21 protein-coding genes are annotated in these 21,537 nt (G+C 69.4%); 8 read left to right on the top strand and 13 right to left on the bottom strand.

Features of this window, described 5'->3' with window-relative positions; all coding sequences use genetic code 11:
* Positions 1–39: 39 nt before the first annotated feature.
* Positions 40–1,062, top strand: a complete 1,023-nt coding sequence (locus LTT66_RS02680) for a prenyltransferase/squalene oxidase repeat-containing protein (RefSeq protein ID WP_233063536.1) — start codon at positions 40–42, stop codon at positions 1,060–1,062.
* 63 nt (positions 1,063–1,125) lie between these two features.
* On the opposite strand, the gene LTT66_RS02675 is transcribed toward LTT66_RS02680, so the two are convergent.
* The 10 genes from LTT66_RS02675 to LTT66_RS02630 form a co-directional block, all read right to left on the bottom strand.
* Entirely contained in the window at positions 1,126–1,857 is a 732-nt protein-coding gene (locus tag LTT66_RS02675) for a lysophospholipid acyltransferase family protein (protein WP_233063535.1), read from the bottom strand.
* Between the two features lie 176 nt (positions 1,858–2,033).
* Positions 2,034–3,044: an ROK family protein gene (locus tag LTT66_RS02670; protein ID WP_233063533.1), complete on the bottom strand. Its 1,011-nt coding sequence runs from the start codon at positions 3,042–3,044 to the stop codon at positions 2,034–2,036.
* Positions 3,041–3,454 (bottom strand): hypothetical protein, encoded by a 414-nt coding sequence (locus tag LTT66_RS02665; RefSeq protein ID WP_233063532.1) that lies wholly within the window; start codon positions 3,452–3,454, stop codon positions 3,041–3,043. Before LTT66_RS02665 ends, LTT66_RS02670 begins: the two co-directional genes overlap by 4 nt.
* Complete coding sequence (locus LTT66_RS02660) at positions 3,444–4,721, bottom strand: ArsA family ATPase (protein ID WP_332909688.1); 1,278 nt, start codon at positions 4,719–4,721, stop codon at positions 3,444–3,446. The genes LTT66_RS02665 and LTT66_RS02660 overlap by 11 nt, the downstream gene beginning before the upstream one ends.
* Before the next feature lie 29 nt (positions 4,722–4,750).
* A complete protein-coding gene (locus LTT66_RS02655; protein WP_233063531.1) occupies positions 4,751–5,188 on the bottom strand; it encodes an SRPBCC family protein in 438 nt (145 codons plus the stop codon).
* Between the two features lie 37 nt (positions 5,189–5,225).
* A complete protein-coding gene (locus tag LTT66_RS02650; protein ID WP_181723488.1) occupies positions 5,226–5,609 on the bottom strand; it encodes a polyketide cyclase / dehydrase and lipid transport in 384 nt (127 codons plus the stop codon).
* A 29-nt stretch (positions 5,610–5,638) separates the two neighbouring features.
* Entirely contained in the window at positions 5,639–6,766 is a 1,128-nt protein-coding gene (locus LTT66_RS02645) for a glycosyltransferase family 4 protein (protein ID WP_181723487.1), read from the bottom strand.
* Positions 6,767–6,958: 192 nt separating this feature from the next.
* Entirely contained in the window at positions 6,959–7,960 is a 1,002-nt protein-coding gene (locus LTT66_RS02640) for a hypothetical protein (RefSeq protein ID WP_233063530.1), read from the bottom strand.
* Positions 7,961–8,107: 147 nt separating this feature from the next.
* Complete coding sequence (locus LTT66_RS02635) at positions 8,108–9,109, bottom strand: NlpC/P60 family protein (RefSeq protein ID WP_181723521.1); 1,002 nt, start codon at positions 9,107–9,109, stop codon at positions 8,108–8,110.
* 281 nt (positions 9,110–9,390) lie between these two features.
* Positions 9,391–9,960 carry a C40 family peptidase gene (locus LTT66_RS02630; protein WP_233063529.1) on the bottom strand — a complete coding sequence of 190 codons (570 nt, stop codon included), beginning with the start codon at positions 9,958–9,960 and terminating at the stop codon, positions 9,391–9,393.
* Between the two features lie 584 nt (positions 9,961–10,544).
* On the opposite strand from LTT66_RS02630, the gene LTT66_RS02625 reads away from it, so the two are divergent.
* Together LTT66_RS02625 and LTT66_RS02620 are read left to right on the top strand one after the other, a co-directional pair.
* The gene (locus LTT66_RS02625; RefSeq protein ID WP_233063528.1) at positions 10,545–12,329 is read left to right on the top strand and encodes a DEDD exonuclease domain-containing protein; all 1,785 of its coding nucleotides are present in this window, start codon (positions 10,545–10,547) and stop codon (positions 12,327–12,329) included.
* Positions 12,330–12,334: 5 nt separating this feature from the next.
* Positions 12,335–12,610, top strand: coding sequence for an Lrp/AsnC family transcriptional regulator (locus tag LTT66_RS02620; RefSeq protein ID WP_043722599.1), 276 nt, complete (start codon positions 12,335–12,337; stop codon positions 12,608–12,610).
* Positions 12,611–12,878: 268 nt separating this feature from the next.
* On the opposite strand, the gene trpD is transcribed toward LTT66_RS02620, so the two are convergent.
* Both trpD and LTT66_RS02610 read right to left on the bottom strand, forming a co-directional pair.
* Positions 12,879–13,940, bottom strand: a complete 1,062-nt coding sequence (trpD, locus tag LTT66_RS02615) for an anthranilate phosphoribosyltransferase (protein WP_233063527.1) — start codon at positions 13,938–13,940, stop codon at positions 12,879–12,881.
* A 328-nt stretch (positions 13,941–14,268) separates the two neighbouring features.
* On the bottom strand, positions 14,269–14,688 hold the full coding sequence (locus LTT66_RS02610; RefSeq protein ID WP_233063526.1) for a hypothetical protein: 420 nt from the start codon (positions 14,686–14,688) through the stop codon (positions 14,269–14,271).
* Positions 14,689–14,898: 210 nt separating this feature from the next.
* Between LTT66_RS02610 and ctaE the strand changes: the two genes are divergently transcribed.
* The 4 genes from ctaE (at position 14,899) to qcrB (ending at position 19,354) form a co-directional block, all read left to right on the top strand.
* Positions 14,899–15,510: an aa3-type cytochrome oxidase subunit III gene (gene ctaE / locus LTT66_RS02605; RefSeq protein WP_195097748.1), complete on the top strand. Its 612-nt coding sequence runs from the start codon at positions 14,899–14,901 to the stop codon at positions 15,508–15,510.
* Between the two features lie 85 nt (positions 15,511–15,595).
* The gene (gene qcrC, locus LTT66_RS02600; RefSeq protein WP_233063525.1) at positions 15,596–16,459 is read left to right on the top strand and encodes a cytochrome bc1 complex diheme cytochrome c subunit; all 864 of its coding nucleotides are present in this window, start codon (positions 15,596–15,598) and stop codon (positions 16,457–16,459) included.
* 103 nt (positions 16,460–16,562) lie between these two features.
* Positions 16,563–17,738 (top strand): cytochrome bc1 complex Rieske iron-sulfur subunit, encoded by a 1,176-nt coding sequence (gene qcrA, locus LTT66_RS02595; RefSeq protein ID WP_372478723.1) that lies wholly within the window; start codon positions 16,563–16,565, stop codon positions 17,736–17,738.
* Positions 17,735–19,354 carry a cytochrome bc1 complex cytochrome b subunit gene (gene qcrB, locus LTT66_RS02590; RefSeq protein WP_233063524.1) on the top strand — a complete coding sequence of 540 codons (1,620 nt, stop codon included), beginning with the start codon at positions 17,735–17,737 and terminating at the stop codon, positions 19,352–19,354. The genes qcrA and qcrB overlap by 4 nt, the downstream gene beginning before the upstream one ends.
* 67 nt (positions 19,355–19,421) lie before the next feature.
* Here qcrB and LTT66_RS02585 read toward each other — a convergent pair whose 3' ends face one another.
* Complete coding sequence (locus LTT66_RS02585) at positions 19,422–19,922, bottom strand: polyadenylate-specific 3'-exoribonuclease AS (protein ID WP_195065660.1); 501 nt, start codon at positions 19,920–19,922, stop codon at positions 19,422–19,424.
* A 186-nt stretch (positions 19,923–20,108) separates the two neighbouring features.
* Between LTT66_RS02585 and LTT66_RS02580 the strand changes: the two genes are divergently transcribed.
* Entirely contained in the window at positions 20,109–21,494 is a 1,386-nt protein-coding gene (locus tag LTT66_RS02580) for a class II 3-deoxy-7-phosphoheptulonate synthase (RefSeq protein WP_195153212.1), read from the top strand.
* Positions 21,495–21,537 lie beyond the last annotated feature (43 nt).

Genomic DNA, 21,537 nt, shown 5'->3' with positions numbered 1-21,537 from the left:
GACGCGGCCTGGCGGTTGCGCGCTCTACGATGCTTCGGTATGGCCGCCGCGGACGCCGATCTGGTGGCCTGCCGCAACGCGTTGCTCACCGCGCAGGACGCCGACACGGGTGGCTGGTCGCTGGCCGACGGTGTCTCCGCGGTCTCGGTGACGGCCACGACGGCGGCGATCCGGGCGCTGGTGGAGTTGTCCGCGTCCGACGACGAGGCTGCGCGTGCTGCGCTGCGCGGCACGAGCTTTCTGGTGTCCGCGATGCTGGACGAAGACCCGCGTGTCGACCCGAACTACGCGGCGGCGCAGATCGCGAGTTTGCTGGCGGTACCGGAGATCGCGGTGCTCGGCGGCACCCGTGTGCGCCGAGCCCATGAACTGGCGACAGAACGGGTGCTCGCCGCGCTGGACACCGGCCTTGGCAAACTCGAGGAAGAACAGATACGTCGTGGCAGCGTGGCCCAGACCTGGCATCACGCTACCTTGCAACTGTCGGTTGCGGCGCTGGCCACTTCGGGTGACCGTTGGATCTTTCACCCGACCTTCCGCAGGGCGTTTATCGAGTTGCTCGACTATCAGCAGTTGTCACCGATCCATCGAGATCGCGGTGGATTCCGCACGTCGCGTGAAGGCTTCATCACCTCGTATGCGACCGCGCAGGCTGTGCACGCACTCGCTCAGGTGCGGTCCGAGGTCGGCGAGTGGGTCAACCCGGCAAAAGTATTCGACATGTTGTGTCGGCGCGAAGGTGTTCATCACACGGACCCGCAGGAGGTCGTCCCGGTCGGCCGTGCGCCGATGGTCATGAACAGTCCGGCAGGAGCAGCGTTCCTGGCGATGGGCGCCGCGTCCGGTTCCACCATCGTCACCCTGGCCTTGATCTTCGCCGAACGCTTGGGGGATATCGCCAGTCGGGCGCTGGTCTCCTGGGGCACGCTCTTCGTCTTCCTCGGAATCTACGGTTTCGCGGCCACCCGGTTGAATTCGATCCCCAAAGGGAAAGTCGGTGCCGTGGTATTCGCTGCGTTTACGGCGATCGTCTTTCCCGTCGTCGCTTTTCTGCTCGCATAGCGCGTCGCCCGCATGAAAAGGCCCCGAGACCCACAGTCTCGGGGCTTAGGTCGGGGGAGAGGATCAGCCTGCCGCGGTGTGGGGGATGCGGACGGACACGGCTTCGGGGCGGCTGCCGCTCGGGACGTCCTTCTTCAGGCTGTGGGCGTAGACGTCGACGTATTCCTGGCCGGTGAGCTGCATGAGTTCGTACATGACCTCGTCGGTGACGGCGCGTTCGACGAAGCGGTTGCCGCCCATGCCCTCGTAGCGGGAGAAGTCGATGGGCTCGCCGAACTTGACGGTCACCTTGCGGCGGCGCCAGCGGAACGGTCCGGGCGGGCTGACCTCGTCGGTGCCGATCACGGCGACCGGGATGACGGGGACGCCGGTCTCCAGCGCCAGGCGGGCCAGACCGGTCTTGCCCTTGTACAGGCGGCCGTCGGGGGAGCGGGTGCCCTCCGGGTAGAGGCCGACCAGGCGGCCCTGATCGAGCAGCTTGCGCGCGGCGTTCAGCGCGTCCTCGGCAGCGTCGGCGCCGCTGCGGTCGATCGGGTACTGGCCCGTCGCGCTGAAGAAGAACTTCTGGAACCGGCCCTTGATGCCGGGGGTGGTGAAGTACTCGGCCTTGGCGAGGTAGTTGATCCGCCGGGGGCTCAGCAACGGAGCGAACAGCCAGTCGGCGAAGGAGAGGTGGTTACCTGCCATGATGGCCGGCCCGTCCGCCGGAATGTTCTCCACACCTTCGACCGTCGGCCGATTGTAGAGATGGATGAACGGTCCCAGCAGCACGTACTTCAGCAGCCAGTAGAACATGACGTCCTTCCCCCGGGACCGGGATAGTAGCGGGCACCTGCGTCAAATGCCGACTTTACCGCTGGTGCAAGATCACATCCAACCGCAGCGGCGAATCTCACCACACTACGGCCCCGACGCCGACCGATGGTCATGGTCGGCGTGTCGCCCGGCCGACCGGGGTGCTGGGCGCGGCCTCAACGGCTGGTCCGCGCGATCCGCGCGGACTTGCGCGCCCCGGTGGACAGGGCCGCCCTGGCGAGGTCGGCGGCGCCGATCATGCCCGCGGCCTCACCGAGCTGGGTGGTCCGGATGCGGGCCAGCGGCCGGTGTCCGGCGCCGGTGATCGTGCGCGCGTACTCCTCGCGCGCCTCGTCCAGGAACAGCGGCGCCGAACTGCTGACACCGCCCGCGATGACCACCAGATCGGGATCGAAGATGTCGCTGACGAACGCCAGCCCCAGCCCGAGCCAGCGCGCGAAGTCGGCCATCACCCGGGTCGCGAGCGGGTCGCCGTCCTGCGCCGCGCCCGCGACCCGCCGACCGGTCAGCGAGCCTGGATCGCGCGCGACGTCCCTGGCCAGCACAGAGCGCACCGGATCACTGGCCAGCAGCTCGATCGCGGTGTCGGCCAGGGCGGTTCCGCTGCAGTAGCGCTCCCAGCACCCGTGCTTGCCGCACGGGCAGGCGCGCCCCTGCGGAACCACTTGCAGATGACCGAGTTCCGGCGCGACGCCGTGCGTGCCCCGGTACAGCTGGCCGTCGATCAGCAGGGCGGCGCCGATGCCGGTGCCGATCGCGACGAGCACCACGTTGTGCCCGCCCGCGGCGGCGCCGAACCGGTATTCGGCCCACATCGCCGCGTTGGCGTCGTGCTCCAGGATCACCGGCAGTTCCAGCCGTTCGCTCAGGCGCTGGGCGACCGGGGCGTCCTGCCAGGGCAGGTGCGGGGCGAACCGCACCGTGGAGCGGTCGCCGTTGATGAACCCGGCGACCGCCAAGCCGACCGCGCCGACGGGGTGCCTGCCGGACAGGTCGCGCACGGCCCGGTCCAGCGCGTCCTCCAGCGCCCGCGCGGATTGCGGCGTCGGCGCCTGGACCGTGTCGAGCACCTCGCCGCTGTCGTCGATCACCGACGCCCGAATGTTGGTGCCGCCGACGTCGATTCCCACGGTCAGCGGTCGCGTACCGGCCATCTGGTGCGTCATACCTTGATGTTCACGGGAATGTCGACATACCGCGGGCGTTCGTCGTCCGAGCGTGGACCGTGGTGATGGGGCGCACCGGTTTCCGGATCGGCGCCGGTGGGCATGACCGGTTCGACCGGCACCCCCGCCAGCGCCTCGCGCAGCACGGTGACGATCGCGGTGCCGTGATCGGCGACCGCGGCCAGCACCTCGTGGTGCTCCCCGCGCACCAGCGCCGCGGCCGCGCACACCGGGCACCAATTGCAGCTGGCCCACTCGACCTGTCCCTCGGCGGCGGCCCGCCGCAGCACCGGCTCGACCCGTTCCAGCACCGCCTCGGCCAGCAGCTTCAATTCCGCGGCGAATTCGGCGACACCGTCCGCGTGTGGGCCGGCCGCGTCGCCCCCGGGCGGGTGCGGATCACCGGTCATGGTCGTGACTTTCGGACGCGTGCGCCCAGACCAGCGGATCGGGCCGGAAGCGGACCACCAGGTTTCCGTCATCGAGCTCGGCGCTGTCGACCGTGCACCGCCGCAATACCGGCGCCAGGCGCACCCGGCGCCGGACCCCGTCCGCTCCCACGATCAAATCGTCCTCCACTCGGCCAAGGCGCAACGTGGCGGCGTCGACCACCGGCAGGTGCATGCGCAGCGCGTACACCGCGTGCAATCCGGTGCCGGATTCCCGGAGAACCAGCGGTTCGCCGGAACTCGCGTCGACCTCCGTCTGATTGTCGCTCAGCATAAGCGCAGCGTCGCCGGTGCCGCCCGCCGAGTCCGTCGCGTACGACAGCGCGGCCAGCGAGTTCAGCCCGATCGGCTCGGGACCGGTGTGCTGCGCGATCACCACCGGGATACCCCGCATCTTGCTCCGCAACTCGGCGATGACGTCCGATTGCTCGCCGCAACGATTCGAATACCAGTGCACTGCCGGATGTTCGGCTCCGGCGGGATCGCCGGGCGGTGCGAGCTCGGGCAGCACCTTGTTCACCACCACGGCGTCCAGCCGCAGGCCCAGCAGCGCCGCGGCGGAACGCACCCGCTCCGATTCGGCCACCGCCACCCGCTCGGCGACGGTGATCAGCCGCGCGCCTGTGCGCCGGTGATCGGCGAGCAGGTCGCGAACCTCCGTAACCGCCTTGACGATCCGTTCCACCGTCGCGGCGAGCACGGCGCGGCGCAGGTCGGTGCCGGTGGCGCTCATCGCTCGCGCGTGCGGGGGCCACATGCGTTCGACGTAGCCGAGCAGGGTGCCGGGCGCGGTGACGATGCGCAGCATGTCCGCCGAGGGCGGGCAGTCGACGACGATGAGATCCCACTCGTCGTCCGCGGTGAACTGGGTGATCTCCACCAGCATCAGCAGTTCCTGCACACCGGGTAATCCGGTCAGCTCGGCCGGGTCCAGCGCGGCGAGGTCGAAACCGTGCTCGTGCCCGCGGCCGGTGGCGACCATCCGCACTACGTCCCGGAACCGGTCCTCGAGCAGCGCGAGCGAGTCCAGCTCGATCACGTCCAGACCCGGCAGCACGGTGGCGACGCCGGGCACGGCGCCCGGGTCGTGCGGGAAACGGAAGCCCAGCGCGTCGCCGAGCGAATGCGCCTGGTCGAGCGAGGCGACCAGCACGCGACGGCCCGCTCTGGCCTCGGCCATGGCGGTGGCGCACGCGAGCGTGGTCTTGCCTACGCCACCCTTGCCGATGAACAGTTCGACCCGGGTCTCGTGCGCGGTCAGCCTTCGACCCGTTTCTTCAGTTCCTTCAGCGCCGTGTCGGTGATCACTTTCTCGGCCTTGCGCTTGAACATGCCGATCATCGGGATGTTCAGGTCGACGGTCAGCGTGTAGAAGACCTCGGTGCCGCCGCCGGGCCGATCGATCAGCTCGTAGGTGCCGTTCTGCGCCTTCTGCAGATCGCCGCTGAGCAGCCGCCAGCTGACCGCCTTGCGGTCGGCGCGCCAGTCATAGGACAGCACATAGGTGTCCTTGACCACTCCGGCGTCCAGCACGAACCGCGCGGTCTTGGCCAAACCGTCCTCGCCCGCCTCCAGCACCTCGACCGACTTCGCCGCCGATACCCACTCCGGGTAGGACTCCAGATCGGCGATAACGGACATCACCTGCTGCGACGGGGCCTCGATGACGATCGATCTCTGGGTCCTGTCGGCCATGCGGACAGCGGTTCCTTTCAGCGTCGGTGCTGGTAGATCACGCCAGGGGCGCGGGAGCGACACCGGCGGGGCGATCGGCCTCCAGCCGGGACTTCACTTCGAACGCCATGTTCTTCCCCGCGACCCGGCGTGCCCGGTTGGCCGCGGCGAGCTTGCCGACGGGCAACGCGGGCTGCGGCTCGGCATGCAGGAAGTAGTGCAGGATCACCCCGTCGAGCGAGGGCTCCAGCCACACCTCCATGGTTCCGGTCAGCGCTCCCGTCACCGCCCAGCGGATTCCTTTCTCGGCCCGATCCTCCCGGACCGCCAAGTCCAGGTCCGGCCACCAGCGGCGCCACGTGTTCGGTCCCGCCAGCAGTTCGGCCACGGCGGCCCCCGAAGCGGCGACGAACGTCTGATCTGCGACCTGGATACTGCTCACTCCGCTGAGCGTAGTAGATGCGACGCGGATCACCGCAGCAGCTGTCGCAGGCGCGCGCCCAGGGTGTCCCAGCGCCACTGCTGCTCGACGAACGCACGCCCCGCCGCGCCCATCCGTGCCGCGGCGTCTGGATCGGAGAGGATCGCCACCAGCGCGTCCGCGATCTGCGCCACGGACCGGCCGTCCACCACGCGACCGGTCTTGCCCTCGATCACCGTTTCCGGCGCGCCACCGGAATTTCCCGCCACCACCGGGACGCCGGACGCGGACGCCTCCAGGTAGACGATGCCGAGACCCTCCACGTCCAGTCCCGCGCCCCTGGTCCGGCAAGGCATCGCGAAGACGTCGGCCAGTGTGTGATGCGCGGCCAGCTCGCCGGATGGGACGCGGCCGGTGAACACCACGTCGTCGGCGACGCCCGCGGCGACCGCGAGGGCGCGCAGCTTGTCCTCGAAGGGCCCGCCGCCCGCGATCACCAGCACCGCGCCGTCGACCCGCTCGCGGACCTCGCGCATCGCGAGGATCAGCGCGTCCTGTCCCTTCCGCGGCACCAGACGCGACAGGCACAGGATGGTCGGACGGTCGCCCAAGCCGTAACGGTCGCGCAGCTCGGCCCGTGCGGCCGGATCCGGACGGAACACCTCGGTGTCCACGCCGGGCGGCAGATACTCCAGCGCCGCGTTCGCCCCGAACGCGGAAGCGAACCGGCGGCGGGTGTAGCGGCTCACGTAGGTGACCACGTCGGTGTGCTCGCCGATGGCACGCAGCGCCTGCCTGGCGCCCGGCAGCATCGACCAGCCGACCTCGTGGCCGTGGGTGCTGGCCAGGATGCGTTCGGCGCCCGCGCGCCGCAGCGCGGGCGACATCAGCGCCAGCGGCGCCGCCGCACCGAACCACACCGTGTCGCACTTCTCGCTGCGCAGCAGACGCGTGGCGCGGCGCAGCACCAGCGGCGTCGGCAGCATCAGCGTGGTGGGGTGGCGAACCACCTGGAACTTCTGCTTGGCATCGAACTTCAGATGGCTGTCGCCCCGCCAGCGCGGAGCGTAGACCACCAGGTCATCCGGGGGCAGCTCACCGGCCAAAGCCTGCAGATATGACTGGATACCGCCCGGCCGCGGCGGGAAATCATTGGTAACCAGCAAAGTTCGGGCCATGCGCAACAAAATACTGGGTCTGATTTGCAGCGCCTGCGGCGCTGCGTGTTCGCGGCCCCTTTGTGGCTCGCGCGTCGGGGTTGCGGTGCGCTGGGCGCGTTGACAGTCGAACTCAGGACATAGCGCACGGCTGTTCGTGGGGGCTGGAACCTGTCGTCGGTGTGCGCTGGGGATTCACCCGGGGGATCTACGTCAGTCGGTCTGGGCTCGGAGCCAGGTGCGCCAGTCGTCGATGAACTCGGTGCGGGTGGCGCCGAGGACTTCGCGGAGGATGTGGTCTTCGGTGGCCGGGGTCTGCTTGCCCGCCGCGATGCGGTGGTAGAGCTGGACGAGGCGGGGCCGATCGTATTTCTCGGCCACGAAAGCGCAGATCGACCAGGCCTTCTCGTAGGTGAGGGCGGCGTCGGGGCCGGAGAAATCGGCGTCGGTGGGCAGATCGCCGGGAAGCCGGCCCGCGTGCGCATGGGCGGTGAGGGTCGGAGCGACCTCGGCGAAGCGCAGCGCCTCGCGATGGTGCGCGGTGTAGTCGGCGAAGCCTTCCAGCATCCACAGCGGGGCGCCGTCGACGGTGTCGGCGCGGGCCGCGATGTGCGTGAGTTCGTGCCGCAGCAAGCTCGCCATGCCCTCGGGATCGAGGCGGCGCCCGGTCTCGGGACCGAAGACGACGCGCTGACCGGTGGGCCGGCTGCCCGGGGGGAACGGGTCGGCGATCGAGGCGGCGGCGACCTCGGCGGGCAGCAGATCGGCCGAGCGCACCAGAGCGGCGAACTCGGACGGGGACGAGGCCACGACGACGAGCGCGGACTGCGCCCATCCCGGACCCCACACGTCGGTCACTGCGGTGACGGCATCGGCGAGTGCGCGCTCCAGGACATCCATCTCGACCCGCTGGCCGGGATGGCCGACGACCAGGGACTGCCGCCCGTCACCGGTCGGCACCTGGCGGGCGACGATCGGCCCGAACGGTTCGACGATGCGTCGCACCTCGGCCAGCCGGGGATCTGCGGCCGCGGCCTGACCCACGGCCTCGGCCGTACCCGGTTCAGCGGCTCGCAGTTTCGGCGGCACCGTGTTCGGCAGCATGATCAGCGCGACGCACACGCCGGTCAGCGCCATCACCATCGCGACGGTGAGGCAGAACTCGAATCGCCGCCGCGCCGACCACCAGGCGCGCAACTTCCGCATTCCACTCATCTGCGGACTCCGGCGCGGCGCGCGTCGGCGAGGCGCCGTGCGGCGGCCGGTGTGACGAATCGACCGCGCGGACCGCTCATCGTCGTCCGTTGCCGGTCGGTTGTGCCGTGGATGGCGCTTCGCCGCTGGTTGGCTCGCTCACGACGCCTAGTATCGCCGAGCCGAGTGGTAGGGCGTCGAACTGATGGGTGCGACCGCGACGGGAACGCCGAAGGTGGAGGCGTGCAGCATGAGTCCGTTGCCGGCGTAGATGCCGACGTGCGAGATGTCGGAGTAGAAGAACACGACGTCGCCGGGCTGCAGATCGTCCTTGGCCACGGGGGTGCCGTAGGCGGCCTGCTGCGAACTGGTCCGGGGCACGTTCTTGCCGACCTGCTTGAACGCCCACTGGACCAGACCGGAGCAGTCGAACTGGTTCGGACCGGTGGCGCCCCAGACGTACGGGTCGCCGACCCGCGTGAGCCCGGCGGCCAGCGCACTGGTGCCGCTGCCGGGAACGAGGCCCTGCAGGAGGGTGTCGCGGTCGAAGCCGGGCGGGAACGGCGAGCCGGCCAGCGCCGACTTGTCCTTGGCCGACAGCGCGCCCCAGGCCGCCACCACCTCGGCGACGGCGCCGCCGAGGTCGTCGCGCTTACGTTCCAGGTCGATGCGCACCGCGTCGGCTTTCTGCGCGGCGGCGCGGGCGGCGTCGGCGGCGGTGCGGGCCGCCGATTCGGCCGCGGTCGCGGCGTCGGTGGCCTTCGTGTAGTGCTCGAGCTGCTCGGAGGTCTGCGCGGACACCACATCCAGGGTGGACATCTGATCGAGCAGTTGTTGTGGCGAGTCGCTGACCAGCACGGCGAACAGTCGATTGGTGCGGGCGCCCTGGTAGGCGGCGATCGCGGTGCGGTCGATGACCGGCTGATACCGGCGGACTTCGTCGCGGGCTCGGTCGACCATGTCGGTGCTGGCGGCGAGCCGCTCGTCGGCGCCGCGCTGCACGGCGAGCTTGGCCTCCAACTCGGCTTCCGCGCCCAGTACCTGCTGGTTGAGCTGCTCGGACTGACGAGACAGATCGACCATCCGCTGCACGGCTTCGGTGGCGGTGGTGGGAAGCGCTACCGGATCCGCTCCGGCCGGACCGCCGCTGTAGAGGCCCGCGGCCAGCATTCCGGCGGCCAGCGCCCCTCCCACCAGACGTTTGGTGTGCCGTCTCCGGTGATGTGCAGCCACAGCCCGCGGTGCCCCGTTCTCTCGTGAAGCGATCTCTCGTGAAACCGACGCAGAGACCTTCGTGAACTCCGGGGTTTGCGCGTCGAAATCCCGGGGCAGTCAGTGAAAGGTCTCGGTTAGGTTACGGAACGGCCGTGGTCGATGTCCAGTAGAGAACGAAACGATCACAGGGCCGTGTTGCGGTCGGGCCGCGCGATCGCGGCCCGACCAGCTGCTTCTCAGAAGCGGCGAGCGCCCACGATCGGCATCGAGGAGATCGGCGCCACCTGCACGGGCGTGCCGGAGGTGGCCGCGTGCACCACGTTGCCGTCGCCGGCGTAGAGACCGGAGTGGCCGCCGCCGTAGAACGAGACGAGGTCGCCCGGCTGCAGGTTGTCCAGCGACACCGGGCTGCCCGCGGCGAGCTGCGCGCCGCTGGTGCGCGGGAGTTCGACGCCCGCCTGGCGGTAGGACCACTGGACGAGGCCGGAGCAGTCGAACGAGTTGGGGCCCGCGGCGCCGTAGACGTACGGCGAGCCGACCTTGCTCAGCGCGGCGTCCAGGGCGACCTCGCCGGAGGACTTGGGGGCGGCGAACGGGAGGGGAGCGGGACCGGGCAGTTCGAGGCCCGGGAGAGCCTGCGGGACCGGGATCTCGTTCGGAACGTCGAAGGTTCCCACGCCGGGGATGGTCACCGGCTGGGCCGACGCGGGGGCTGCGGGCAGCAGGAACGCGCCGATGGTGGCAGCGCCGACGGCCCCGGCGGCAACAGCGCGCTGTGCGTGACGCTTGACGGCGTTGGTCGTCATGATGCGGTACTCCCAATCTGCCTCACGACGCCGGCACCCGGTGGTGCCGCGGGACTTCGTCGGCACCGCACCGATCGGCGCGGCGGACTCCGTGAGGTCTCGAAAAGGTTACGAACACATCACGGTCATTTGTAAAGCCGCGGGGAATGCGAAAAGGCAATGCTCAACAAAATGTCGGCGAATCGGTGTGAGATATGTCCCATCGAATCACGAAAAGATAACGACGGGGAAATGTCGTGTCGAGACCGGGTTCGGATGGGTGGATCCGGTCGGCGGCACTCCGGCGTTCGATGGAGCGTTTTGCCAGGTAGCACCAGAGAATTTGCCGTAGATCCGGGTATGGTCGCCCGTTCGTACGCTGTAGAGCCGTACGTGGCCGACACACCCGGCCGCGGGCGATCCCGTTCCCTGGGGCGCGCCGCAATGTTTGATACAGTTTTCTCCCTTATGTGATCTGGGTCTCTTTCGGGTATTTCTAGATCATTTTCCGGGTATCGCCCGAGAATCCGCACGGTGTTATTCGCGCATCGCGTGCTGTGCTCGCGCGCCCGTTTCTGTCGGACCGCGGCCCTACGCTGCACGCCGTGCCCGACCCCGCGCCGCGCCCGGCCGCCGCTCAGCAGCTGGCTTTCGACGAGCTCGACACGCCCCTCTACGACACCACGTTCGTGGTCGTGGACCTGGAGACCACCGGGACGAGCCCCGGCGCCGACGGCATCACCGAGATCGGCGCGGTGAAGGTGCGCGGCGGCGAGGTGCTCGGCGAGTTCGCGACGCTGGTCAACCCGGGGCGCACGATTCCGCCCGCGGTCGTGCACGTCACCGGCATCACCACCGCGATGGTGTACGCCGCGCCGCGGATCGAGGCGGTGCTGCCCGGCTTCCTCGAGTTCGCCGCGGGCGCCGTGCTGGTCGCGCACAACGCCCGGTTCGACATGGGGTTCCTGCGCGCCGCCGCGGCGCAGTGCGACACGCCGTGGCCGCCCACACAGGTGCTGTGCACCGTGAAACTGGCGCGGCGGGTACTGGGGCGCGACGAAGCGCCCTCGGTGCGGCTGAGTTCGCTGGCTCGGTTGCTCGGTGCCGCCACCCAGCCGACCCACCGCGCACTGGAAGACGCCCGGGCGACCGTCGACGTGCTGCACGCGCTGATCGGGCGAGTCGGCAACCAAGGCGTCCACAGTCTCACCGAGCTGCTCGACTATCTGCCCGACGTCACGCCCCGGCAGCGCTCCAAACGGGTGCTGGCGGCCGACCTGCCCGCTTCGCCCGGGGTGTATCTTTTCCGCGGTCCTTCCGATGAAGTCCTATATATAGGGACGGCCGTGAACTTGCGCCGCCGTGTCCGTAATTACTTCACCGGTTCGGAGACCCGTGGCCGGATGAAAGAGATGGTGTCGCTGGCGATTCGGGTCGACCATGTGGTGTGCGCGCACGCGCTCGAGGCGGGAGTGCGCGAACTGCGGCTGCTGGTGGCACACGCCCCGCCCTACAACCGCCGGTCGAAGTTCCCGAAGCGGGCCTGGTGGCTCACTCTCACCGACGAGCCGTTCCCCCGGTTCTCGGTGGTGCGCGAACCGGCCCGGGACGCGTTGGGGCCGTTCAACTCCCGCAACGACGCCGTCGATCTAGGGGTGATCATCGCCGAGTTCACCGGGCTGCGCACCTGTACGACGCGGCTGTCCCGGAAGGCGATGCACGAGTGCCCGCCCGCACTCGTCGGCGGGTGTCCGGCGGGCTCCGGGGGAAGGGCGCTGGGCGAAGCGGAGTACGCACCCGCACCCGCGCTCGTGCGCGCGTTGTTCGCCGGGCGCAGCGACGCACCGATTCGGCTCATGCTCGATCGGATCGAAACGCATTCGCGTGCGGAGCATTTCGAGGCGGCCGCCCGGCTACGCGACCGTGCCGCGCGGGTGGTGCGCGCGCTGCGCCGTACCCAGCGACTCGCCGCGCTGGCGCGCATAGCCGAACTGATCGCCGCGCATCCCGACGGCAACGGCGGCTGGGAGTTCGCGGTCATCCGCTACGGCCGCCTCGCCGGTTCCGGCGCCGCGCCGCGCGGTGTGCCGCCGATGCCCATCGTCGAACAGATCGTGGCCGCCGCCGAAACGGTGCTGCCGACAGTGGTTTCCGGCCACACCGGCTCTCCTGCGGATGACGCCGCCCCACCGCTGCGGGGCGCCGTACCGGAGGAAGTGGCGCTGGTCGTCCGCTGGCTGGCGCGGCCCGGGGCGCGGATCGTGCGGACCACCGAGGGGTACCACGAGCCCCTGTTCGGTGCGGCGCGGTGGCTGGGCTGGGCGGAGCTCGCCGACTCGGCGGTCCGCGCCCAACCGACCGAGCAGGTCTATCTCGACCGCTTAGGCTGAGCACCATGATTACCGCGATCGTCTTGATCCACGCCGACAACGGCCGCATCCCCGAGACCGCGCAGGCGGTCGCGGACACCGAGGGCGTCGCCGAGGTCTACTCCTGCGCGGGTGACGTGGACTTGATCGCCATCGTGCGGGTGCGCGATCACGAGCAGATCGCCGAGGTGGTCACCGGGCGGATCGACAAGACGCCCGGTGTGCTGCGCACCACGACGCATATCGCGTTCAAGTCGTACTCGCGAGCCGAAGTCGAGGCCGGGTTCTCGCTGGGCGAGTAATCCCCGCTCAGGACTCGGACCGGGCGCACCGCGAAACAGGCGGTGTCGTTCGGCGCGAGCACTTCGACCACATCGCCCTCTGCGGCCCGCGGGTCGTACCGGTGCGCGACGCCGTCGGCGCGGTTGCAGATCTCCACGTCGAACCAGTCGACGACCTCGAGGCAGCGACGGGGTCTTCGTGCGCGAGGCCGTCGGCGAACAAGGTGCCCTCGGGCGCATTCGCCCCCGGGGCGGCAGCGCGGGACAGCACGCCTCGACCTACCGAGCGTCAGCTGTCGCCGAGCGTCTGCGTCAGCTTCGCCCAGCGCTCCAGCAGCGCGGCCGCGTTGCCCGCATCGATCGCCTCGGCGGCGCGTTCGATGCCCGCGGCGAGCGCGGCGTGCAGGTCCGCGTCCGGATCACTCGCGCCGCGCGACCAGTCGTAGGCCACGATCGCCGCAGCCGAATTCAGCAGCACCGCGTCGCGGACCGCTCCACCGTGACCGGCGAACACGTCGCGGGCCACGCCCGCGTTCACCTCCGCGTCGCCGCCGCGCAGCGCGTCCAGGTCGACCCGGGGGATGCCGATGCGGGTGGGGTCGATGGTGGTCCGCCGCGTCCGTCCGCCCGAGACGATCCATGCCTCGGTGGTGTCCGAGGTGGTGATCTCGTCGAGCCCGTCGTTGCCGCGCACCACCAGGGCGCTGGCACCGCGTTCGGCGAATACGCCCGCGATCACCGGGAGCAGGTCGGCGAACGCGCAGCCGACCAGCCCGGCGCGCGGCTGCGCGGGGTTGGTCAGCGGTCCGAGCACGTTGAAGACCGTCGGGATGCCGATCTGGCTGCGGGCCGCCCCCGCGTACCGCAGGGCGGGGTGGAACACGGCCGCGAAGCAGAAGCCGATGCCGACCTCCCGCACACAGTGCGCCACCGCCTCGGGACCGAGCGCGAGCTTCACGCCGAGCGCCTCCAGCACGTCCGCGCCGCCGCTCTTCGACGACGCGGCCCGGTTGCCGTGCTTGACCACGGGCACCCCGGCCGCGGCCACCACGATCGAGGACATGGTGGAGATGTTCACCGAGCCGGAGCGGTCACCGCCGGTGCCGACGATGTCGACCGCGTCGCCATCGATCCGCACCAGCCGGGCGTGCTCGAGCATGCCCGTGGCCAGGCCGGTCAGCTCGGTGGGCGTCGGGCCCTTGATCTTCATCGCGACGCCGAACGCGGCGATCTGCGCGGGGGTGGCGTTGTCGGACATGATCTCGTTCATCGCCCACGACGTGTCGTCCGCGGCCAGGTCGCCACCGTCGGCGAGGACTCCGAGCACCTGGGGCCAGCTGCGCACGCTCATTCCACTTCTCCCGTCACACTGGTTTTCGCGCACCAGTCTCTTCTCGAGGAGCCTAGCTGTGTTCGATCGGCCGCGACTCCGTCGCGGCTGTGTTTGTTTTGCCAGCGCCTGCGGCGCTGGGTGTTCGCGGCCCCCTGGTGGCTCGCGTCCGAGCGGCCGCCGCTGGCGACTGCGTCGCGGACGCGGCGGCCGCTCGGACGCGAGCCGGGCCGCGAACGGCGCATGCTCGGTCTCGCTTCGCTCGAAACCCGTGGTCGGGGTGCTGTGGTTCCGGGCGCCACGGTCCTGGAGGGACCGCCCAGAGGCGTGGGTCGGCGCGTTTACGCGTTCATGGGTGCGGCCGCGGTTGCAGGGCGTCCCAGCCGTCGGCGGTGCCGTCGTGACGCTGGGCGAGGCCGGCCATGCGCGAGCGTTCCTGGGCGCAGTGCAGGGCGTCGAGCCGCTGCACGCGCTGGAGGATCACCGTTTCGAGCGCGTCGGCGGCCGGGCCGTCCACCTGGGGCGCGGGGGAGTAGCCGTCCTGTGCGGCGATCGCGTAGACGGCGTCCACGTGCTGGGGCGGGATGCGCAGGTGGTGGCGCAACACCGCGGGTGCGTCCGGCGTCAGTCCGGTCGCGCGCGCCAGCGCGGTCGAACATGCCTCCGCGTCGTCGAAGCCGGACGCGACCACGACCAGGTCCGCGCGGTGGGGGTCCAGCGCCGTCTGCCGATCTCGCCGCAGTAGCCGCCGCCACAGCCGGGATGCCATATGCGCCTCCATCTCAGGTTCTCCTTACCCTCGCCTGTCATGCTGTCCGGGCGTTCGTCCGCGGTGCGACCCGTTCCAGGCTCGCGCACACCGCTCGCCCCACGCGCTCACCTGGTCGAGAGCCTGTCCTTCCCTGCGTTTTCCGACACGGAGGAACGAGTTTCGTACCCGGGTACTGGCGTCGTACTACGACGAGTCATACTTACCCCCGTGACGACCGCAGTAGGGACCCCAGGATCGGCCATTACCCAGCGTGTGCATTCGCTGAACCGGCCCAACATGGTCAGCGTCGGTACCATCATCTGGCTGTCGAGCGAGCTGATGTTCTTCGCCGGCCTGTTCGCGATGTATTTCGTCGCGCGCGCCCAGGCGAACGGTAACTGGCCGCCGGAGCCGACCGAGCTGAACCTGAAGCTCGCCGTACCGGTCACGGCCGTGCTGGTCGCGTCGTCGTTCACCTGCCAGATGGGCGTGTTCGCCGCGGAGAAGGGCGACGTGTTCGGCCTGCGCCGCTGGTATGTCGTCACGTTGGCGATGGGCACGTTCTTCGTCCTCGGCCAGGGCTACGAGTACATGAACCTGGTGCACGAGGGAACGTCGATTTCCAGCAGCTCCTACGGCTCGGTGTTCTACATCACCACCGGCTTCCACGGTCTGCACGTCATCGGTGGTCTGATCGCGTTCGTGTTCCTGCTGCTGCGCACCAAGGTCAGCAAGTTCACCCCGGCGCAGGCCACCGCCGCGATCGTCGTCTCCTACTACTGGCACTTCGTCGACATCGTGTGGATCGGGTTGTTCGCCACGATCTACTTCGTCCGCTGATCGTGGACGTCGCGCCGCCGAGCGGGCGCGGCGAGACCCAAGATCTTTCGCACAAGTCGGTTCCGTCTACTCCAAAGGGACACAGATGAGTTCATCTCCCCCGTCAGCGCCAGAGCCCGCCAGCCCCGGGAACGGCCAGGCCAGCAGGACGCGCAGGCAGCGCCGCGTTCGCCGTCGCATCGCGGGCGGACTTGCGCTGCTGGTGGGTCTCGTCGGAGCAGGCTTCCTGGCATCGGCCCTGACGCCGGACCCGCAGCGCGCGACCGCGCACCAGGACCAGTCCGCGCTGATCCGCGAGGGCCAGCAGCTCTACGACACGTCCTGCATCACCTGCCACGGCGCGAACCTGCAAGGTGTGGCCGACCGCGGTCCCAGCCTGATCGGCGTCGGCGAGGCCGCCGTCTACTTCCAGGTGTCCTCCGGCCGCATGCCGATGGCTCGCAACGAGGCCCAGGCGCAGCGTAAGCCGCCGAAGTTCGACGCCCACCAGACCGACGCGCTGAGCGCCTACGTGGCGGCCAACGGCGGCGGGCCGACCGTGCTCCGCGACGCCGACGGCGAGATCGCCCAGGAGTCGCTGCGCGGTGCGGACATCGCCCGCGGGTCGGAGCTGTTCCGGATGAACTGCGCGTCCTGCCACAACTTCACCGGACGCGGCGGCGCGCTGTCCTCCGGTAAATTCGCGCCGCCGCTGGCGCCCGCCAGCGAGCAGCAGATCTACGCCGCGATGCTCACCGGCCCGCAGAACATGCCGAAGTTCTCCGACCGCCAGCTGAGCCCGGAGGAAAAGCGCGACATCGTCGCCTACGTCAAGAACTCCTCCGAGGAGCACAGCCCGGGCGGCTGGGATCTCGGTGGATTCGGTCCCGCGACCGAGGCCCTGGCCATCTGGGTGGTCGGCATCACGCTCGTGGTCGGCGCGGCGATGTGGATCGGATCCCGGTCATGACCGGTCAGCGCCCGGAGTCGGTAGCTCGCGTGACCACGGAGGGCGCCCCGGTCATGCCGAAAGGACACAGGTCATGAGCGATAGGGATAAGGAGCGAGACGACATGGGTCGCCCGGATGAGGGCCACGACGCGCACCAGTCGAAGGAGCAGCCGGTGAACGCCCCCGCGGCGGAGCCGACCGAGGCCGACCTCGACAAGATGTCGCGCGACGAACTGGTCAAGCTCGGTACCGAGCGCGACGGCGTAGACGTCGCCTACCGCCGCGAACGCTTCCCGATCCCGGGCACGCGGGCGGAGAAGCGTGCCGAGCGCGCCGTGACCTTCTGGTTCGCGGTGTCCGGCATCGCGGCCGCGGCGCTGGTCGGCGTGTTCCTGTTCTGGCCGTGGGAGTTCAAGAGCAAGGAAGATGAGGGCCACGCGGCCTACTCGCTGTTCACCCCGCTGGTCGGCCTGACCTTCGGCATCTCGGTGCTGGTCATCGGCGTCGCGGTGGTGCTGATCCGCAAGCTGTTCATCCCCGCCGAGCTGTCCATCCAGCAGCGGCACGACGGTCCGTCGCCCGAGGTCGAGCGCCGCACCCTGGTGGCCGAGCTGCAGGACGCGCTGGACACCTCCACCCTCGGCCGCCGCAAGATGATCACCCGCACCGCGGGCGCCGGCGTCGGCGTGCTGGGCATCGGCGCGCTGCTGGTGTTCGTCGGCGGCATGATCAAGAACCCGTGGGCCAAGGGCGACAAGTCGCCGCTGTGGGTCTCCGGCTGGACGCCGGACTTCCCGGGCGAGACCATCTACATCCGCCGCGACACCGGTCGCCCGGAGGACGTGGTGCTGGTGCGTCCGGAGGATCTCGACGCGGGCGCCATGGAGACGGTGTTCCCGTGGAAGGAGAAGTGGCGCGGCGACGAGCACGCGACGCTGGATTCCCTGCGCGGCATCCGCAACGCCGTCATGCTGATCCGCCTGCGCACCGAAGACGCGCAGAAGGCGATCAAGCGCAAGGGGCAGGAGAGCTTCAACTTCGGCGACTACTTCGCCTACTCGAAGATCTGCACCCACCTCGGCTGCCCGACCTCGCTGTTCGAGCAGCAGACCAACCGGATCCTGTGCCCCTGCCACCAGTCGCAGTTCTCCGCGACCGAGTGGGGCAAGCCGGTCTTCGGTCCCGCCGCTCGCGCGCTGCCGCAGCTGCCGATCACCGTCAACGCTGAGGGCTTCCTGGTCGCCAACGGCGACTTCATCGAGCCGCTCGGCCCGGCCTACTGGGAGCGCCGTTCATGAGTCCTTCTGCCGCAGCCCAAGCCAACGAGGCGGACGAGCGGTATCGCGCCGCCGCGTTCATGAAGCGGTCGATCAACAAGGTCTTCCCGACCCACTGGTCGTTCCTGCTCGGCGAGATCGCGCTCTACAGCTTCATCATCCTGCTGCTGTCGGGCGTCTACCTGACGCTGTTCTTCGACCCGTCGATGAGCCACGTCGTCTATGACGGCGCGTATCAGCCGTTGCGTGGTGTGACGATGTCGCGGGCCTACGAGACGGCGCTGAACATCACCTTCGAGGTCCGCGGTGGTCTGTTCGTACGGCAGGTCCACCACTGGGCGGCCCTGCTGTTCGCCGCGTCGATCATCATCCACCTGTTCCGGATCTTCTTCACCGGCGCGTTCCGCAAGCCGCGGGAGGCGAACTGGGTGATCGGTTCGCTGCTGCTGATCCTGGCGATGTTCGAGGGCTTCTTCGGGTACTCGCTGCCCGACGACCTGCTGTCGGGCACCGGCCTGCGGGCCGCGTTCGGCGGTATCACGATGAGCATCCCGATCGTCGGCACCTGGATGCACTGGCTGATCTTCGGTGGTGACTTCCCCGGCGACATCATCATCCCGCGCTTGTACATCGCGCATGTGCTGTTGTTCCCGGGCATCATCCTGGCGCTGATCGCCGCGCATGTGGCGCTGGTGTGGTATCAGAAGCACACCCAGTTCCCCGGCCCTGGCCGCACGGAGAACAACGTGGTGGGCGCACGGATCGTGCCGGTGTTCGCCGCCGACCAGGGCGCGTTCTTCGCCTTCACCCTCGGCATCGTGGGCATCATGGGCGGCGTGTTCCAGATCAACCCGATCTGGAACCTGGGCCCGTACAACCCGTCGCAGGTGTCGGCGGGTTCGCAGCCGGACTTCTACATGATGTGGACCGACGGCATGGCCCGGTTGATGCCGCCGTGGGAGCTGTACATCGGCAACTACACCGTGCCCGCGGTGTTCTGGGTCGCGCTGATCATGGGTCTGGTGTTCACCGTGCTGATCGCCTATCCGTGGATCGAGAAGCGGCTCACCGGCGACACCAGCGCGCACCACAACCTGTTGCAGCGCCCGCGTGACGTCCCGGTCCGGACCGCGATCGGTTCGATGGCGATCGCGTTCTACGTGGTGCTGACGCTGTCGTGTGTCAACGACATCATCGCGCTGAAGTTCGACATCTCGCTGAACGCGACCACGTGGATCGGCCGCATCGGCCTGCTCGTCGCCCCGCCTGCGGCCTACTACATCGCCTACCGGTTCTGCCTCGGTTTGCAGCGCAGCGACCGCGCGGTGCTCGAGCACGGCATCGAGACCGGTGTGATCAAGCGTCTGCCGCACGGCGAGTACATCGAGGTGCACCAGCCGCTGGGCCCGGTGGACGCGCACGGTCACCCGATTCCGCTGGAGTACCAGGGCGCCCCCGTCCCGAAGAAGATGAACCAGCTCGGCTCGGCCGGCAAGCCCGGCACCGGCAGCTTCCTGCGGCCCGACCCGCAGGAGGAGAGCGATCGGCACTTCGAGATCGAGCACGAGGAAGAGCACAGGCAGCTGAAGGTGCTGCAGCGGGCTCAAGAGGCGGCCAACGGCAAGCACGGCCACTGACGCCCGGCACGCGACGGCCCCGAGTCGAATCTTCGACTCGGGGCCGTCGCGCGTCACGGCGCGCGCGTCACAGGCGTGGCGTCGCGCGGCGAGCGGCTTCGATGGCGTCGAACTTGGCGAGGTTGTGCCGGGCGTCGGCCAGCGCGTCGTGCGCGTCCGGCGGGATCGGCGGTAGCTCGGGACGGCCGTGCGCCTCCCAGTGCTGGCGCAACTCGTTGGTGTAGCGCGGCAGTGTGTTCGGCAGATCCACCATGGAGCCCCACAGCTGGCACAAGGCGACATGGTCGTAGGCGGCAACCCAGGCCCACAGCTCCGGTTGCACGGTCGGCCGCGGTACCAGGAACGCGTACAGCTCGTCGCGGATCCGCTCGCGGCTGCGCCACAGCGGCGAGGACGGCGAAGGCAATTGCGGAAGTACGTACTTGCGGACCCACGGCCCCGCGCGCTCGGCATCGAATTCGGTGGACACCGCGTAGTACTCCCTGCCGTCCTCGCAGACGACGCCGATGGAGACCAGATCGATGGTCACACCGTCCTCGATGAATTCGCAGTCGTAGAAATATCGCAGCGAGATCGGTCTCTCCTCGGCTTCCGGTGCCGTTGTGGCAGGTACGGGTTCCTGGCAACCCTAAGGTGATGGGCGGGGCGGCGTGTGCAAGGGCCCATGCGGTGGAGATTTCCGCCACCTTGGTGCGGCCCTTCAGCACTGCTACCGGCTATCCCCGCAGGGGTAGCGGTCCGTATTCTGAAACATGTGAACTGGACCGTCGACGTACCCATCGATCGCCTGCCGGAACTGCCGCCGCTGCCCGCAGAACTGCGCAGGCGGCTGGACGACGCGCTGGCGCGACCCGCGCTGCAGCAGCCGTCCTGGGATCCGGAGCAGGCGGCCAAAATGCGCACTGTGCTGGAGAGCGTGCCGCCGATCTGCGTGCCCGCCGAAGTGGAGGAGCTGCGCGAGCAGCTGGCCGAGGTCGCCCGTGGTGAGGCGTTCCTCATGCAGGGCGGCGACTGCGCGGAGACGTTCGCCGACAACACCGAGCCGCACATTCGCGGCAACATCCGCACCCTCCTGCAGATGGCGGTCGTGCTCACCTACGGCGCGAGTATGCCGGTGGTGAAGGTCGCGCGGATCGCCGGTCAGTACGCGAAACCGCGCTCCTCGGACGTCGACTCGCTCGGGTTGAAGTCCTACCGCGGCGACATGGTGAACGCGCTCGCCGCCGACGCGGCGCTGCGCGAGCACGACCCGTCGCGCCTGGTGCGGGCCTACGCCAACGCGAGCGCCGCGATGAACCTCGTGCGCGCCCTCACCGGCGCCGGCATGGCCGACCTGCACAAGGTGCACGACTGGAACCGTGACTTCGTGGCCAAGTCGCCCGCAGGCGCGCGCTACGAGGCGCTGGCCGAGGAGATCGACCGCGGCCTGGCGTTCATGACCGCGTGCCGGGTCAACGACCCGAGCCTGAAATCCGCCCGGATCTACGCCAGCCACGAGGCGCTGGTGCTGGACTACGAGCGCGCCATGCTGCGGCTGAGCGAGAACGCCATCGGCGAGCCGGTGCTCTACGACCTGTCCGCGCACTTCCTCTGGATCGGCGAGCGCACCCGTCAGCTCGACGGCGCGCACATCGCGTTCGCGGAACTGGTCGCCAATCCGATCGGTCTGAAGATCGGCCCGTCCACCACGCCCGAGCAGGCCGTGGAGTACGTGGAGCGGCTGGATCCGAACAACGAGCCGGGCCGTTTGACCATCGTCTCCCGCATGGGCCACAGCAAGGTGCGCGACGTGCTGCCGCCCATCATCGAGAAGGTGCAGGCCACCGGTCACCAGGTGATCTGGCAGTGCGACCCGATGCACGGCAACACGCACGAAGCGTCCACCGGCTTCAAGACCCGTCACTTCGACCGCATCGTCGACGAAGTGCAAGGCTTCTTCGAGGTGCACCACGCGCTGGGCACGCACCCGGGCGGCATGCACATCGAGCTCACCGGCGAGGACGTCACCGAATGCCTCGGCGGCGCCCAGGACATCTCCGACCTGGATCTGTCCGGCCGCTACGAGACCGCCTGCGACCCGCGGCTGAACACTCAGCAGTCGCTGGAGCTGGCGTTCCTCGTCGCCGAGATGCTGCGCTGAACACGCGGACCGGGCGCTTCTGCGCCCGGTGCCGGAACGAAAC

Source organism: Nocardia gipuzkoensis, assembly GCF_021183645.1.
GTDB lineage: Bacteria > Actinomycetota > Actinomycetes > Mycobacteriales > Mycobacteriaceae > Nocardia > Nocardia abscessus.
Note: the sequence above shows the minus strand (reverse complement) of the source record. Positions and strands in the feature narration are given on the sequence as shown.

Excerpts from the sequence above, each read along its gene's own strand:
- LTT66_RS02680 (WP_233063536.1), top strand. The coding sequence starts at position 40 with ATGGCCGCCGCGGACGCCGATCTGGTGGCCTGCCGCAACGCGTTGCTC.
- LTT66_RS02675 (WP_233063535.1), bottom strand. The coding sequence starts at position 1,857 with ATGTTCTACTGGCTGCTGAAGTACGTGCTGCTGGGACCGTTCATCCAT.
- LTT66_RS02670 (WP_233063533.1), bottom strand. The coding sequence starts at position 3,044 with ATGACGCACCAGATGGCCGGTACGCGACCGCTGACCGTGGGAATCGAC.
- LTT66_RS02665 (WP_233063532.1), bottom strand. The coding sequence starts at position 3,454 with ATGACCGGTGATCCGCACCCGCCCGGGGGCGACGCGGCCGGCCCACAC.
- LTT66_RS02655 (WP_233063531.1), bottom strand. The coding sequence starts at position 5,188 with ATGGCCGACAGGACCCAGAGATCGATCGTCATCGAGGCCCCGTCGCAG.
- LTT66_RS02645 (WP_181723487.1), bottom strand. The coding sequence starts at position 6,766 with ATGGCCCGAACTTTGCTGGTTACCAATGATTTCCCGCCGCGGCCGGGC.
- LTT66_RS02640 (WP_233063530.1), bottom strand. The coding sequence starts at position 7,960 with ATGAGTGGAATGCGGAAGTTGCGCGCCTGGTGGTCGGCGCGGCGGCGA.
- LTT66_RS02635 (WP_181723521.1), bottom strand. The coding sequence starts at position 9,109 with ATGCTGGCCGCGGGCCTCTACAGCGGCGGTCCGGCCGGAGCGGATCCG.
- LTT66_RS02630 (WP_233063529.1), bottom strand. The coding sequence starts at position 9,960 with ATGACGACCAACGCCGTCAAGCGTCACGCACAGCGCGCTGTTGCCGCC.
- LTT66_RS02620 (WP_043722599.1), top strand. The coding sequence starts at position 12,335 with ATGATTACCGCGATCGTCTTGATCCACGCCGACAACGGCCGCATCCCC.
- trpD (WP_233063527.1), bottom strand. The coding sequence starts at position 13,940 with ATGAGCGTGCGCAGCTGGCCCCAGGTGCTCGGAGTCCTCGCCGACGGT.
- LTT66_RS02610 (WP_233063526.1), bottom strand. The coding sequence starts at position 14,688 with ATGGCATCCCGGCTGTGGCGGCGGCTACTGCGGCGAGATCGGCAGACG.
- qcrC (WP_233063525.1), top strand. The coding sequence starts at position 15,596 with ATGAGTTCATCTCCCCCGTCAGCGCCAGAGCCCGCCAGCCCCGGGAAC.
- qcrA (WP_372478723.1), top strand. The coding sequence starts at position 16,563 with ATGGGTCGCCCGGATGAGGGCCACGACGCGCACCAGTCGAAGGAGCAG.
- qcrB (WP_233063524.1), top strand. The coding sequence starts at position 17,735 with ATGAGTCCTTCTGCCGCAGCCCAAGCCAACGAGGCGGACGAGCGGTAT.